At 58.2% G+C, this 14776-nt stretch carries 18 protein-coding genes; 10 read left to right on the plus strand and 8 right to left on the minus strand.

Annotated elements, in window-relative coordinates; translation table 11 throughout:
* Positions 1-673 precede the first annotated feature (673 nt).
* Entirely contained in the window at positions 674-2500 is a 1827-nt protein-coding gene (locus EKH80_RS01805) for a tail fiber domain-containing protein (protein ID WP_126683003.1), read from the plus strand.
* Positions 2501-2996: 496 nt separating this feature from the next.
* The gene (locus tag EKH80_RS01810) at positions 2997-3392 is read left to right on the plus strand and encodes a carboxypeptidase-like regulatory domain-containing protein (protein ID WP_196240318.1); all 396 of its coding nucleotides are present in this window, start codon (positions 2997-2999) and stop codon (positions 3390-3392) included.
* 144 nt (positions 3393-3536) lie between these two features.
* Here the strand turns inward: EKH80_RS01810 and EKH80_RS01815 are convergent, their stop codons facing one another.
* Positions 3537-5186, minus strand: coding sequence for a hypothetical protein (locus EKH80_RS01815; protein ID WP_126683005.1), 1650 nt, complete (start codon positions 5184-5186; stop codon positions 3537-3539).
* 241 nt (positions 5187-5427) lie between these two features.
* On the opposite strand from EKH80_RS01815, the gene EKH80_RS01820 reads away from it, so the two are divergent.
* Both EKH80_RS01820 and EKH80_RS01825 read left to right on the plus strand, forming a co-directional pair.
* Positions 5428-5679, plus strand: a complete 252-nt coding sequence (locus EKH80_RS01820) for a type 1 glutamine amidotransferase family protein (protein ID WP_230473357.1) — start codon at positions 5428-5430, stop codon at positions 5677-5679.
* A gap of 140 nt (positions 5680-5819) precedes the next feature.
* Positions 5820-6242 (plus strand): hypothetical protein, encoded by a 423-nt coding sequence (locus EKH80_RS01825; RefSeq protein WP_126683006.1) that lies wholly within the window; start codon positions 5820-5822, stop codon positions 6240-6242.
* Positions 6243-6513: 271 nt separating this feature from the next.
* On the opposite strand, the gene EKH80_RS01830 is transcribed toward EKH80_RS01825, so the two are convergent.
* The 6 genes from EKH80_RS01830 to EKH80_RS01855 are packed head-to-tail and all read right to left on the minus strand — an operon-like array spanning position 6514 to position 10025.
* Positions 6514-7266 carry an HvfC/BufC N-terminal domain-containing protein gene (locus tag EKH80_RS01830; protein ID WP_230473358.1) on the minus strand — a complete coding sequence of 251 codons (753 nt, stop codon included), beginning with the start codon at positions 7264-7266 and terminating at the stop codon, positions 6514-6516.
* Positions 7266-8111: an MNIO family bufferin maturase gene (bufB, locus tag EKH80_RS01835; protein WP_126683008.1), complete on the minus strand. Its 846-nt coding sequence runs from the start codon at positions 8109-8111 to the stop codon at positions 7266-7268. The genes EKH80_RS01830 and bufB overlap by 1 nt, the downstream gene beginning before the upstream one ends.
* Positions 8112-8171: 60 nt before the next feature.
* Positions 8172-8456, minus strand: coding sequence for a BufA2 family periplasmic bufferin-type metallophore (bufA2, locus tag EKH80_RS01840; RefSeq protein WP_126683009.1), 285 nt, complete (start codon positions 8454-8456; stop codon positions 8172-8174).
* Positions 8457-8514: 58 nt separating this feature from the next.
* The gene (locus tag EKH80_RS01845; protein WP_126683010.1) at positions 8515-9270 is read right to left on the minus strand and encodes an alpha/beta fold hydrolase; all 756 of its coding nucleotides are present in this window, start codon (positions 9268-9270) and stop codon (positions 8515-8517) included.
* A 39-nt stretch (positions 9271-9309) separates the two neighbouring features.
* On the minus strand, positions 9310-9753 hold the full coding sequence (locus tag EKH80_RS01850) for a DoxX family protein (protein ID WP_126683011.1): 444 nt from the start codon (positions 9751-9753) through the stop codon (positions 9310-9312).
* On the minus strand, positions 9750-10025 hold the full coding sequence (locus EKH80_RS01855; RefSeq protein ID WP_126683012.1) for a BufA1 family periplasmic bufferin-type metallophore: 276 nt from the start codon (positions 10023-10025) through the stop codon (positions 9750-9752). Before EKH80_RS01855 ends, EKH80_RS01850 begins: the two co-directional genes overlap by 4 nt.
* A 395-nt stretch (positions 10026-10420) precedes the next feature.
* Between EKH80_RS01855 and EKH80_RS01860 the strand changes: the two genes are divergently transcribed.
* The 6 genes from EKH80_RS01860 (at position 10421) to EKH80_RS01885 (ending at position 13824) form a co-directional block, all read left to right on the plus strand.
* Positions 10421-10723: an antibiotic biosynthesis monooxygenase family protein gene (locus EKH80_RS01860; protein WP_126683013.1), complete on the plus strand. Its 303-nt coding sequence runs from the start codon at positions 10421-10423 to the stop codon at positions 10721-10723.
* On the plus strand, positions 10716-11336 hold the full coding sequence (locus EKH80_RS01865; protein ID WP_230473359.1) for a glutathione S-transferase family protein: 621 nt from the start codon (positions 10716-10718) through the stop codon (positions 11334-11336). Before EKH80_RS01860 ends, EKH80_RS01865 begins: the two co-directional genes overlap by 8 nt.
* A 45-nt stretch (positions 11337-11381) precedes the next feature.
* Positions 11382-11750 carry a VOC family protein gene (locus tag EKH80_RS01870; protein ID WP_126683014.1) on the plus strand — a complete coding sequence of 123 codons (369 nt, stop codon included), beginning with the start codon at positions 11382-11384 and terminating at the stop codon, positions 11748-11750.
* A gap of 171 nt (positions 11751-11921) precedes the next feature.
* On the plus strand, positions 11922-12713 hold the full coding sequence (locus EKH80_RS01875; protein WP_230473360.1) for a hypothetical protein: 792 nt from the start codon (positions 11922-11924) through the stop codon (positions 12711-12713).
* A 358-nt stretch (positions 12714-13071) separates the two neighbouring features.
* Positions 13072-13425, plus strand: a complete 354-nt coding sequence (locus EKH80_RS01880) for a VOC family protein (protein WP_230473361.1) — start codon at positions 13072-13074, stop codon at positions 13423-13425.
* A 39-nt stretch (positions 13426-13464) separates the two neighbouring features.
* Positions 13465-13824 (plus strand): Dps family protein, encoded by a 360-nt coding sequence (locus EKH80_RS01885; protein WP_196240319.1) that lies wholly within the window; start codon positions 13465-13467, stop codon positions 13822-13824.
* A gap of 11 nt (positions 13825-13835) precedes the next feature.
* Here the strand turns inward: EKH80_RS01885 and EKH80_RS01890 are convergent, their stop codons facing one another.
* A complete protein-coding gene (locus EKH80_RS01890; RefSeq protein ID WP_126683015.1) occupies positions 13836-14732 on the minus strand; it encodes a LysR family transcriptional regulator in 897 nt (298 codons plus the stop codon).
* Positions 14733-14776 lie beyond the last annotated feature (44 nt).

The raw sequence follows: 14776 nt of genomic DNA on the forward strand, positions 1-14776 counted from the left end.
CTGGCAACACCGCACGCATGACACTATCAAGCGAGTGTCCATCGAGCATGCCAACGACAAAAACCAATGTGTATCGCCCCATCCTCTTCAGTTGTATCAACTAAACCTCTTCTTTATGGATCTGACAGAATTTCCCGTCGGAATCGCGTCGACATCGCCATCACCGCAATACGCCCGCATCCAAAATGCCGCCTCCTACAAGATACTTCACCACCCCTTCACGGACATGCCGGTGATATACGTGCCACTTATTCCGTGCGCTACGCATTCCTAAGGAAGCAAGGGGGGCTGCATGGTTGGTCATACGATGCACTTGCGCTGCATGGTCCGATATCGCTCGGCGAAGCGGATACCCGCATCGATGTAATCACGCGTCGGCGGCTGGGCAGACACCGATTAACCGCGCAAACATTGCCGCTGCAAATTAATACCTGCTTTGAGGCGAAGACCCATCTTCGCCCTTGATATCTACTCGCCGCTCAAATGGAAGGTCACGGGTAGCGCGGCGTTTTTTCCGGCACTACGACCACAAAGAGATTGGTGGGCCATCATCGGGCCCTTCGCGTAGGGAGCTCGGCGCCAAGCCGCAAAAGCTCTTGGCCGAGTTGTTACATATTGTGAGAAGTGAAGAGGTTACGGCTGCGCAACATCAAACCAGGAGGATGAGCTAGCTATGAACACGCACGATTTTCGCTCTATCACTTTGATGCTTACCCTGTCTCTACCCTGGCTGTTCGCCACCTCGGCTCACGCAGATACATGTGTAGCCACGGATTCGGGTTCACCGTATAAAACGGCAGTTGGTTGTAATGCTCTACAAGCCAACACCACTGGCCAGGCGAATACGGCAACGGGATTTCAGGCTCTGCTATCCAATACGACCGGTAGTGAAAATACGGCATCCGGTAGCTACTCCATGCAACTCAATACCACCGGCAACCAAAATACCGCATCCGGCAAACTTTCGCTCCAGAACAACACCACCGGGTCTAAGAACGTCGCCGTTGGAGCGCTTTCGCTTCAATACAATACGACCGGAAGCTCAAACACGGCCACCGGTTTTGAGTCGCTGTTGAACAACACTACCGGCCAATACAACACTTCGATGGGATCTCTATCATTGAGCAACGCCAAGACCGTCAGTTCCAACACCGCCATTGGCTATAGAACTCTTTACTCTGACACAACGGGCCTGGGAAATACGGCAGTCGGCTCTCAGTCGCTTACATCCAATACAACCGGTAACTACAACACTGCCACCGGCGTCAATACGCTATCTGCCAATACTACCGGCTATTACAACTCGGCGTTTGGCTATTATGCGCTCCAGAATAATACGGGCCCGACCAGCGACCTTCCCAAGGCAGGCACGTCGAACACCGCGATCGGCTATAAAACACTTACGGCCGATACGACCGGGTGGCAGAATACGGCCGTTGGCGAATCGGTGCTGACAAGCAATACCACCGGCTCACACAACACGGGAATCGGCGAAGACTCCCAGTTCAACAATTTGTCCGGAAGCGACAACACCGGCCTGGGCGAGTCGACGCTTTACGACAATACCGCCGGCAACTACAACGTTGCCGCTGGCTATTTCGCACTCAATCATGACCTTGGTGACGGCAATGTTGCAGCCGGCTATCAAGCGGGTCTTAGCGTCGCCAGCGGAAATTACAACGCGCTCATCGGGTATCAGTCCGGCATGAACCTGACCAGTGGCGACTATAATTCGTTCCTTGGTTATCAGTCCGGCACGAATCTCACCAGCGGCAGCCATAATATTTACGTTGGTAACGTAGGTGCCAGCAGCGAGTCGTACATAATACGCATTGGAACGCAGGACAAGCATCTGGGTGCCTACATCGCCGGCATTTACGGCGTGACGGTAAGTAATGGCGTCGCCGTCTACGTCAACTCCAGCGGACAGCTTGGTGTGCAGCCGTCTTCCTTGCGCTTCAAGAAAGACGTCCAGCCTTTGAGCGATGCCACCAATGACAAGCTCATGAGCCTAAGGCCGGTGAGTTTCGAGTATAAGCAGGTCGATGAAAGCGGTCACTACCCCCTTCAATATGGCTTGATAGCAGAGGAAGTAGCCAAGGTCTTCCCGAATCTGGTGCAAGCCGACGCCAGCGGCAAACCTTTTGCTGTCCGTTATAACTTGCTCATTCCGCTGCTTGTGAAGGGGTTGCAAGATGAGCATCTTGAAAGCGCGAGGCAGCAGGCGATGATCGCCTCACAGCAGGAGGCGCTAGCTTCCTTGCAAGCACAAAACGAAAAGCTCAAACAAGAGATGGACGCGCTACGCGCACAGCAGCAGAAGCAGCTGACCATGGATGAAGAAGCGCGGCCTACTAAAGAAGCCTTGGTGAAGGAAATTGTCATCCTTCAGAAGCAAGCGGATGTTCAAGCTGCTCGGTTGGCATCATTCGAGCAACGGCTTGATCGCAATCAACACCTCCAAAGTGCCAGCTATGCCAGTGCCGATACCGAACATTAAGCAGGAACATTCGCTGGAGCATTAGGACAGCCCCCTGGCTGACGGTTCATGGGGTAACCCGGGCAGTCGGGTGTACCGTGGCCACCGCATTGCTAGCCAGGCTTTTACCCCCGGGGGCTTGGCGGCCCGCCATGCGGGCCGCCATAGCCAAAAGCACTTTTGCTTACCTGCCGCCGTGTACGTCAACGGGAACCATGGCAGAAAGAATGCATGACGGGGCTTGGGTTCGTGGCGTAAAAAGCATTACGACCTTCACATGCCCCGCATAAGCCTTCGGGGTTAATTTAAACCTACCTTCGTCATGGATCATCCAACGGACCGATTCAGGCGATTTGGTGTGAACCAAGGCGTCACAGGAGGAGACGCTACTCCCAACAAGGAAGAAAAGTATCTTGGCAGCCACCCCACTGCCGCGATGCCATTGACATCGATTGAAAGCCGACGACCGCGCGAGCGGTTGAACGGTTTGTCACACCCCAAACCCACGAGCATCCCCATGAAAACCAGTCAAAAACCTACAGCCTTTGGGCGCCGGCATCAAAATCGCCACTACGCGATCAGGCTCATGGCGGCGATAGCCGTGAGCGCATTCGGCGCCATCGCAATCCATTCCGCATACGCGCAGTCAACCAGCTCCAGCATTTTTGGCAGGGCACCCGCGGACAGCACCATCACCGTGCACAGCGACAACGGCGGCGCCCGCCACGGAACCGCCAACAGCAAGGGTCGGTACACCCTCACTTCGCTGCTACCCGGTACTTACGTCGTCTCGCTGGAAAGGAACGGCCAGACAGTCGCCAAGGTACAGGGTGTTCCGCTCTTTGCGAGCAGGTCATCCCAAGTCGATTTTGTTTGCGACAATGACCAGTGCACGGGAACGTTTGGTCGCTGATCACGCGGCCCCTGGTGTCATGCCCTAGGGCATGACACCAAAGATCCGGGCGCCCACCACGGGCTCCCTACAGCGAAGCTGATCTGCCTGGTGCCAGTACACGACACTCCTTGATTACCTTTCTGGCCTGGTTGGCGCCGGATGTCACTGGATCATCGCCGTCGCGCTGCGAAGGCGATCATCGCCAGGGAAATCCGCACTGAACATCTGCGGGCCGGAAGCGAGCACGGTTTGGTTGATGCCAAAGGAAAAAGAACCGTCCGAGCGGGTTCTCACCGTGCCTATCGGCGTCTTGATCGATTCGAGGTAGAGGAATCGCCGTCCGACCTCATGCCCTGCGTCGTCGACAAACAACACGGCGACGTAAGCGGAGTGTTCAACGTTGATGCGCGCCTCGTACGGAACTTCCAACGTAAACGCCGCACCAGGCGTTACGGGAAATTTCGCGGAATTGTTGTACACGGTACCGCTCGCATCCACGGCAATCTTGCCGCCAGGAATTTCATGAACATTCGTCCTGCCACCTCCGGCTTGAGCATTCTCATAGTAGGTGACCTTCCCAATGTTTGCGGTGACGGGGCCGGAACAAGTGCACTGGAGCTCCTTGTTCGCCCGCACGGCGAACAAGGCCGCGCGCGCATTCTTAAAGGCCGTGCTGGATAGGTTTCTGGTGGGCATCGTTTCTCCCGTCATCGCACCGATGTCGGCGATTGAGATGGGAGCGCCGCTGATCGCTGCACCCGCCGAATCGCTCAGGCGACCGGAAAGGGTCGTCCCGTTACGCATGAGTGTCATCACGCTACGCGGTCGCAGATACTCAAGCACCAGATTCGTGAGCGTACCTGCTGTTGCCTCTGGCAGATTGTGCGATGGAAGCGCCACCCAAGTCTGAAAAACCGCCTGATCCGGGATGACGCCAAGGCCGGACTCGATGTAGGTGAAATGGTCCGCCGCTGCACGAGCCCAGGATTGATCCGTTTGTCCGTCGGTGTTGCCGCCGTTGTAGATAATGCCAAAACTTATCCGGCGTGACTTTCTGACAAAAGAAGACAGCAGCGGCAGGTTGGCCATTCCCGCCGGCGACCAGCTCACATCCGCGTGCAGGAATTCCAGATTGAATCCAACTGCTTCGCGGTACGCATCCACCCATTCCTCGGTAGCCTGGAGAAACGCCTTCGAAGCATAGACGACTTCGATATCCCCGATCTTGACGTTGGGAAAGATGCGCTTGGCCAACTTCACATTCGGGGCCACGTCCGCAGCTACTTGCCGGACGGAAAGCCTGCAGGCGTCGCCGCCTTGATATTCATGGCCATAGTAGAGCGGCTCGTCCATGGCGATATAGGAAGGTTCTCCGCCCAGGCGTTTGACTCGCTGCAGCAATCCCTCCACCAAACCCGGCTCTCCATAGGCCTCGGTGCGCTCCTGACAATGCTCCGACCGCGTCGCCATCCCGATCTCCAGCGCCAGTTTGATGTTGCGACGCTTGAGCTCGGAGAAAATCCGTTGCAGATCCTCGTCCCTGCCCTGCTGCACGAATCCCGGCCCTATTTTGAAGACGCGCAGGTTCGCCGCCACCGTTTTCCACTCGGAATCCGCGCGGAACAAATCCATGTAATCCTCGCTGGCGTTCCAGTTGTGAGCCGCGCGTGCGACCGGGTCCAGCGGGCTGAGCCAAACTTCATTGGCATGGGCGCTACCGTAGACGATGCAAACGACGCACATCAGCCGAAGTACCCAAGTGCTGACGGATGGAAATTTTGCCTTGTTTCGATTTTCGAATTCGGTCCGCATGATCATCCTTTGCGATGGCTTCAACCGGGGTTCCACGAGCACCGTGCATCCATTGACTGAATTCGCAGTCGAATGTGGACATCCCGCCTATGCTTTCAGCACCTGCCTTGGCTGTCAAAGGGCCAGTTCAGGTGCGTACCTGTTGAACCCAAGCACGCGTTTTGGAAGCCCAACCGGGTTCACATCCGCCGGAATGCCAGGAACGAGGTGGCCGCTGCGGTTCGAGTTATCGGATGGCAGCTTGCTGGTGGCCGGTGGTCGGCTGACCGGCTACGCCTGGTCTGAAGAGGTGTTGGCCGGCATTGCCAAAGATGTGCCCTACAACGCCGAGCAAGCCATGAAAGACCCCGGCGCGCTGTACGAAAAAGCCTTGCTTCCATTCGTCTCAAACGTAGTGGTGGATGGTCGGCTCGTCACGGGTCAAAACCCGGCATCGGCCAAAGCCACCGCCATGCAGGTCGCTTCCATGCTTCGATCACCCTTTGACGCGTAAAGAAAGAACCGCTTTCGCAAAAAAAACCGGTCAGGCGCGTTATTGGTTTTCAGGGAAATCCCTAGCTCGGGATAGCCCCAGCTTGTGGGTGCAAAGCGCCCGGCACCTCACAGGATCTCAGCAAGTCCTTAAATGACCCGGTGTATCTAGGCGCCGTCGTCGGCGACATGTTTTGCATAGGGGGAAGTATTGCCGAAGTCTTTGGCGGTGAGCTTGCCGGCGAGCTCATCAACTGCGCGGGGATACTGATAGCCGCACCGTTCCAGGTCACGGGTGGCGCTATCGACAGCATCAAGGAAGAGAGTGAACTGAAAAATCAAGCAAAGGAATATCTAAAGCAAGCGAATGAGCTCGGTAACGCCGAGACACGGGATAAACCGGACGGTTTGCATAGAATCCGATCGCTGGGTGAAACCGGCGGACTGGATGACAAGACCATCGACGCGCTGGTCGATAATGCCGGCGTCTTTTCATCGTCACCCGACAAAGCCGAGGAGTACTTGCGCGAGCTGAGCAAGTTGCCCCAGCGAAGCCGCGGCTCTTTTAAGCTAGGGATGCTCTGATCTATTCCACGTGCCCGGCCTTCTGGACGTCACCCCGTCATTCAAATTTAAGATGTGGGGGCCGAACTGTATACGCGTCTGGTGGAGCGTAGGCTGGGATGGCAATCCCAGCATCGCGCGGCTGTAGGCATGGCAATGCTGGGTTTCTCAACCCAGCCTACGCTCCGCCAGACGCGCATACAGGGCGGTGACGGGTACGTGGAATAGATCAGAGCATCCCTAGGGGGCCGGAACTTCCGCCTAGCTCTTCAACGCGAGCGATGCGCCTAGATCATCCATGGATCTCCACGCTCGCCACGATGTCGGAAGCCATCCAGGCGGCCAGAAGACTGCCGGCGCGAGTAACGCCCTCTGCTTCGCCAAGGTGCTCAACGACGACATCACACATGGCGTTGAAGTCTCCATCATTCAGCAGCGATAGGAGCGCCGCGCGTTCAATCGCATCGACCTGTCTGAGCTGTGATGAAAACCCGCGACGCCAGACAATTACGCCGGCTGGCGTATCGAGCATTTCGGCCTCGATCGCCTCAGTCTGATGGTGCAATGAGGACCAGACGTCAACGGCATTGGTGGTTGCGACGTGCTGACGAAAGCTTGGCGTGAGACGAAGGCGTGCGTGGTCCCAGTCAATGTCACCCAATGCCTGGATGGTCAGGGTCGTTGCGTCTGGCGCCACGAAGCACTCCGAAAGTGTCCACTCGATCCACGCAAGTTCGTCCAGATCCGGGTTGTCCGGGTATATCACACGCAAGGTCTGGCGAAAGTCCGCGCCATAGTCGTCCAGGGTCCACGACGACGGCGGATGAAGGTCGATGTGACGGATGGCTGTCTGTAGAAAGGCGCCCTCACCCATTCGGCTGAGAAGTTGCGGATAGCTCGCCTTGAGGACATTCACCAGCTGGGAACGATAGTTGTTCTGATAAGCTGCAAGCCCGCGCGGGGAAACAAGTCGGCGTTGGAGACGATTTTCGTCACCCGTGTTGACCAGCCAATGGTGAAAATCCCGCTGCATGTCGGCCAACATCACGCTGCCTCCTGCAAGGGAAGATGGCGTTGGCGCAAATTGCGCGCAAGGTCGAGTTCGCCCAACAGATCGGCAAGCGGCGGAATGGCGTCATCGCGTTCGATCATGGTGGCGACAGGGCCTAGCACGGACCCAGCTCTCGCATACAGCGCCCACACGTCCACGCCTACGGGTTGGTCATGGGTGTCGATCAGCATGTCCGAGCCCTGGGTGTGGCCGGCCAGGTGGATCTGGCGCACGCGGTCAACCGGTATGCCGCTCAGGTAGGCCTCCACGTCCCAGCCATGGTTCCTTGCGCTGACGAATAGGTTGTTGACGTCGAGCAAGAGGCCGCAGCCCGTACGTCGGGTCATTTCGCTGAGGAACTCCCACTCCGTCAAGGTGGAAGCCGTGAAGGTGACGTAACTCGACGGGTTCTCGAACAGCATCGGCCTGCCGACGGCCTCCTGCGCGGCGTGAATGTTCCGGCAGACGATGGCCAGCGTTTCCTCCGTAAAGGGAAGAGGAAGCAGGTCGTGCGAATTGAATTGCTCGAAGCGAGACCAGCTCAAATGGTCCGATACGAACAAGGGGTCAAGCCGATCCACCACAGAACGCAGGCGGCGCAGATACGCCGGCTTCAAGCCGTCCGCCGAGCCAATGGACATCGATACGCCGTGGAGCGCGACGGGATAGCGCTCGCGTACGCGGCGCAGGATATCCAACGGCTGCCCGCCATCGACCATGAAGTTCTCGGAGATCACTTCCACGAAATCGACCGGCACCTCGGTTTCAAGAAAGTCGTGGTAATGCTCTTTGCGCAAGCCGAGACCGAAGCCGGCAAAGGTGGGAAGCGATGTGGACATGGCGATGCTCCTGGGCAAGGAAAGGCGCTGGACCCGCTCGCAGCGGGTCCAGCCAGGCGATCACTTCGGTTCGGTCAGCGTGCCGCCGGCTGCGGCACACTCGCTCGGGGTCTTTACGATGACGCCCTGGCCCTTGCAGTCGTTGAGGCCCTTGCAGTCGTGCTTGGCCATGGCGCAAAGGCTTTGGCCCTTGCAGGCGTTAGCTCCGTAACAGCGGGTCGGCTGTTCTTTGTGGCCCGACTGATCGGCGGCGTGCGCAGCACCGTTGAGTGATGCGATAGCGAGTGCGACGACGGCGGCCGCCGCAGCGAAACTGCTGCGGGACTTGGTGGTGATGGTGCTCATGAGTCGTTTTCCTGTTGGGTAAGGGTTTAGGTCAAACCATTGGGGGTATGACGCGGCGCTACTTCAAGCTCTTCGCCGCGTTCTCGATCACTTGCGCAACCTGTTCCGGCTGCGACATGTAGACGAGGTGGCTGCCCTTGATCTCGGTGATCCTGGAACCGGCTCGCTGATACATCGAGCGCTGCAGATCGGGGCTGTAGAAGTGATCTTCGGTCGCAACCACCGCCCAGCTGGGCTTGTTCTTCCAGGCAGCCGCTTCGGTAACGGCGCCCAGCGCAGGAACCGTTGCGGGCACCTGGGAAATGGCCAGGTAGTTGGTGCGGTTGGTAGTCAGATCGTTGCCTAGGTCGGCGCCGAAGTGCTTCTCGTTGACGTAAACAAATCCGTCCCAGGAGGCTTCGATGTCGTTGCTGGGCTCCGGCACGGAGTTGACTAGTATGCTCACGCTTTCACCCACGCTCGGCGCTACCGCGGCCACGTAGACCAGGCCTTTCACCTTGTCGCGATTGCCGGCTACCGTGATCACCGCGCCGCCGTAGTCACTGCCTACCAGCAAGGTCGGGCCACTCTCCTTGCGCAACTGGCGATAGACGGCTTCGGCGTCATTACTCAGCGTGTCGATGCGCGGTTGCACGACATTTACGCTGTAACCATGCTTGGTAAGGATGTCGTGGACGACGCGCCAGCCCGAACCGTCGACGAAGGCGCCGGGGACGATGACGATGTTCTTGACGCCTTCGGGGGCGTCGCCAGCAGCGAACGCGGGTGCGGTCGACGCCAGCATGAGCAACAACAAACTCAATGGCTTTCGCATGATGTTTCCTGAGGAAGTGAAATTGATGGGAATGGGGAGTCACGCAACGGAAGGCGACCGTTGCAGCGATCGGTTGCGACGGATGTGATCCATCGACCACGCGCCGCCGCCGCGGACCACGAGCGGAAGCAACAGAGCGGCCCAGCTAAGGTGCGTTGGCCATGCGTCCGGGTAGACGAAGATCTCGATGACCGTGGTCATGCCCAGCAAGGCGAGCGCGGACAGCCGCGTGCACAAGCCCAGCACCAGCAGCACGGGAAACAGGTGCTCCGCGCCTGTGGACAAACGTGCGGCGATGTCCGAGGGAATCAGTGGCAGCGCGTACTCGCTGGCAAACAGCTGATAGGTGGACTCTTTGATCGTCAGGAGGCCTTCCACTTTCGTACGGCCCGACTGGAAGAACACCGCAGCGATGCCCAGCCGTGCCATCAGCAATAGCATGGCCTCCGGAACGAAACGTTGCGGCGCGGGCCATGCGCTCATGGCTTGGCCTCAAGCGAACCGTACCCCTTGGGGGTCTTGAAGGTCGTACAGGTGCCCTTGTCGACCAGGATCCAGGCATTGCCCTGGTAGTCGACTTTGGCAGTGCCCGCACACGTCGTACCAGGGCCGGCGGCGCAATCGTTCTTGCCGGCGAGCGCCACGCCGTAACATTTTTCCATCGGCTTCTTGGCGTTCTCGGCATGACCGGCCACGGCGAAGCAGGCCAGGCTGAGGGCGAATGTGGCGGCCAGTGCCGCGCGAGTGCTTTTCATGATGATTTCCTTGGGAAGGTGGGGAATTTTTCGGCTCAGCGCAGCTCAAGCCACAGCGATACGCTGTTACGGTTAGCTTTAGCGCGGATCTTGTCCGCGCATCGGGTGTTGGGCATCGGGTAACTCCGGTATGACTGGAAATGCCGGTCGCGACCCACTGAATCAGGTCTTACGCGAGGAGGCTGGGTGGGCAGAAAACTACCCCCTACCCGATTCATTCAGTAGCCGGTAAATTCGAGAGGCGCCCTTTCACAGGGTGAGAGGCTCAGGACGAAAAAGAGGCCCGCTTTCGACCAAAGCGGACCGCTTCGACGGACGATGTACGCTGACGCGCTTGCGTGTAAAAGATGAGCCTGGCTGCGTATCGTCATTGACCCGAGCGGGGCATCGCACCAATGACCCACTACACCTACATTTGGGAATTCATGGTCAAAGCAGGAAAAGAGGCTGAGTTCGTTGAGCACTACAGCCCGGATGGGACGTGGGCAAAGCTATTCAAGCAAGCTCCTGGATACGTCGAAACATTACTGCTCAAGGACAGGAAGGATGGACAGCGCTATTTCACTGTGGACCGTTGGCGCAGCGAAGCGGCCTATCAAGCCTTCAGATCCCGGTTCGCTGACTCGTATGCCGCTCTTGACCGGGTCTGTGAAGACCTGACCACTTCGGAGAAGCCAATGGGCTGTTTCGATGAATGACCGACCCTTGCAAGTCTACTTCTCGCCCTACTCGCCCTTCGTACGCAAGGTGCTGGTTTGCGCTGCCGAGCTCGGTATTGCAATCGAACGTCTGCCCTGCGCAGCGCATCCGGTGACGCGCGATCAAGCCATCGTTGCGCTCAATCCCCTCGGCAAGGTGCCAACGCTCTTGAATTCCGATGGCGAGGCGCTCTATGACAGCCGGGTGATCTGCGAGTACCTCGATGCGACAAGTGCGAATCCCCACCTGTTTCCGATCCAATCCCCCGCGCGTTGGCAAAGCCTGCGGGAACAGGCGCTTGCAGATGGGCTCCTCGAAGCGGCTGTGCTGATGCGCTACGAACAGGTCGTTCGTCCCGAGGAGTTGCGCTACCAACCATGGTATGAAGGGCAACACGCGAAGGTGATCTCGTCCCTGGACCAGTTCGAGGCATGGGTGCCGGACTTCGGCGAACGCGTTGACATCGGTACGATTTCGGTTGCCTGTGCGCTCGGTTACCTCGACCTGCGTTTTCCCGGCGAAGGATGGCGTTCGCGCGAGAACCTGGCGGCGTGGTATGCAAGTTTCAGCGAACGACCCTCCATGTCAGGAACTCGCCATCCCCAAGCCTGATACCATTGAGCAGGACACGCAGACCCCCACACTTCGGGAGAACTCATGTTTGACCACGTCGTCTTCGGAGTCAGCGATTATGCAGCGAGCAAAGCGTTTTTCCTCAAGGCACTCGAACCGCTCGGCATAGAGGTCGTCCACGAGAGGCCGGACGGCATCGAGCTCAGTTCGGACGGCAAGGTTTCATTGTGCCTGCTGCAAACCGAGGAGAAGCCGGCGCATCTCCACCTGGCGTTCGTCGCCGAGAGCCGCCAGCAAGTCGAAGCCTTTCATCGCGCAGCTCTGGCTGCGGGCGGCAAGGACCATGGCGCGCCCGGTCTGCGCCCGCATTACCACGCGAACTACTATGCAGCTTTCGTGATTGATCCGGACGGGCACAACATCGAAGTGGTTTGCCACAGACCCGAGGCCTGATCCTTCCATCTATAGGATGTTCAGAGCGGGAATCGCACGCTTGCGCTCGCCCTCCTTCCAAACGTTATCGACGTCATCGGGGAGTACGGGAATTGGTCATGGTGTGATTGAGCAGGGCCATCTTGGCATGGATGGCTATGAGATCGAACTGCTGTACGGGAACAAGGATTGATGATGAAGAACGCCTTTCCAATCAAGTCTGCTCTGGCGCTGTGCTGCCTGGGCGGTGTCATCGAGGCGGGGCATTCGATGCCGGCTGATCCAGCTGTGTCCGGGATATCGGCACCGTCAAGCTTCGTGATTGGGCCGGAGGCCGGCGATTCTCACTCGCACGCGGCCTTCCCCCACGTGCCCAAGGCCATCATCAAAGTGTCATCGCGTGTGCGCGTAACCCATGCCGTGGGCCAAGGTCTCAACTTTTTTGCCATCCAGGTCAATTTTCCCAATCGAACCTGGGCCCATGGCGGCCCTCAGCGGGTGAGCGGCAAGTATCAAATGAACTGGGGTGGCCTGGTGTCCCGCGGGGGCGGCGCTACGGATTATCGCGAGGAAAACCCCGCTTCGGATCTGCAGCTGATGCAGAACGCAGGTGATGCTGAGCGCAGTGCACCGTACACCTGGGTGGAGGGAAAAGACTACGAGCTGACGATCGAGCGTGGCAATCAGGTCACGCTTCCCCCGGGACAATACATCTTCATCGGATCTGGCCCCACCGTTTCCGTAAGCAACGCGCGCAACATGTGGGAATGGAAGTTCACGCTGAGGCCGGCGGACGGGCATGGCCCGGTCCAAGTGTCCACCTTGTATGACGCGGCCGATCGGATCTCCAGTTTCTACATCTGGAACGAGTGCGGTTACGGCTCATGCGGTAAGAGACAGAGCGCCCGCTGGTCCATGCCTGTCTATTCGACGCTCGACGCACCAGGCAAGAGCGTGCCAGCACAAGTGCTGACACGTTTTTGAGCCGCCAATCACCTTCACGTCCATACCTTGCGAGGATCGGCGTCAGGGAAGTGCGTAGGCTGGGATGGCAGTCCCAGCATCGGGATGTCGCGTGGACAGCTGGGATTATCATCCCAGCCTGCGTGCTTCATCTGTGTTGTATCGTAGATGTGCTTGCACTACGTCTCGGGAGGAGGACGGTATGAGCTTTCAAAGGCGCCAATGGCTTCAATCCTTGTCATACGCTTTCGGGGCCAGCTTCATTCTGCCCAGGAACGTATTCGCCGTGACGGCACGAAACCCCGCGCAACCGGCAACTGCTGCTACGCCAGGGCAGGCAAATGCCAAACATGAGTCAGCGGCAGCGGAAAGGGAGAAAGTGACCGGAATCGGTGGACTGTTCTTTCGAGCCCATGATCCCGATGCGCTAGGGCGCTGGTACCTGCAACATCTGGGGATCGCACTCACCCCCACCAGCAACGACGCCCCCGTTTGGCAGCAGGAGGCCGGACCGACCGTCTTCAGCCCCTTTCCCGAGAAGAGCGGCTATTTCGGGGACCCGCACAAGGTTTGGATGGTGAACTTTCGCGTGCACAACCTCGACAAAATGATCGCCCAGCTACGCGCAGCGGGGATCGAGGTCAAGCTTGATCCCCAGACTTATCCCAACGGTCGTTTTGCGCATCTGCATGACCCTGAGGGGAATCCGATCGAACTGTGGCAACCTGCCTGACGCTTATCTCCACGTCCCCCCAAAAAACTGTTGGCGGACATGTTCGCGCTGTTCTTCAAAACGAAGAACTTCCACTGGCCTATGACAGGTCCGCACTTCCGCAACTACCACCAGCTGCTCGACGCGCAAAGCATGCAGATCTTTGCTGCCACGGATCCGATTGCCGAGCGAGTCCGAAAACTCGGCGCCACCAGCTTGCGATCCATGGTGCAAGCAGCCGGCCTGCAACGCAGTGAAGTAACCACAAAGATGACGTGGCTGCGCACGACATACTGTCTGAAGCGAAACCTTCAGCCAGATCCAGCCGTCAAACCTGTGCTGGGAGGGCAATCCCAGCACAGCGATGCCGCGTGGAAGCTGGGATTATCATCCCAGCCTACGCCCAGGCAAACGCGCTGATAGGGTCACGGTCAGGTCTGGACAAGTGCATCGCGAGCGAAGCGCAGGAAATTCTCTGCCATGGGATTATCCGATCCCGATCGCACGGCAACGTCGATGGTGGTGCGTGCGCTGCCTGGAAATTCACGAAAAACCGCACCACGCACGGTGAGCTGGGTCATACAGGCCGGGGCGAGTGAAACTCCGATGCCCGCGGCGACCAGGCGGAACATCGTGGCAAATTGGGGCGAGTACTGCACGATATGAGGGCTGAAGCCGGCGCGCTTGCAGCAATCCATGCTGCGATCGTAAGCCAGTGGCCCCATGTGCCTCGGAAATAGCACGAAAGGTTCGGCGCGAAGGTCATGCAAGCGCAACGTTTTTTTTGCCGCGAGGGGATGGCTCTGGGGAAGTACGGCGACATAGCGCTCGCGCAGCATGGTTTTGACCGCCAGGCCTTCGCCAGCCTCTCCGTCGCGTAAAAAAGCAATGTCCAACGATCCGTCACGCAGCGCCTTGGCCTGCGCGGAAGTCCACATTTCATGCAGCTGCAGTTCCACGTTGGGGTATTTCCTGCGAAAGCGATGAATCGCAGCCGGCAATTCGGTGAACATCACCGAGCCGGTAAATCCGATACTGAGGGCACCTTTTTCGCCCAGGCCAACACGACGCACCTGTGCCAGGTCGTCATCGACGCGCGCTATCGCAGCGCGGGCTCGCTCCGCGAGGAGCTCCCCTGCAGCGGTGAGTTTGACGCCACGCGTAGTACGGATAAGGAGAGCATGGCCGAGCAACGATTCGAGCCGGCGGATTTGTTGACTCAGGGCAGGCTGCGCAATGTGCAGCTGTTCGGCCGCCCGCGTGAAGTGCAGGTTCTCCGCAACAGCAAGAAAGTAACGCAGGTGTCTGAGTTCGATTTCATCATTCATAAGTTGATCATATCAATAGCAATGAGCAAGATATTGGACTTATG

It is taken from the genome of Dyella choica (assembly GCF_003977665.1).
GTDB lineage: Bacteria > Pseudomonadota > Gammaproteobacteria > Xanthomonadales > Rhodanobacteraceae > Dyella_B > Dyella_B choica.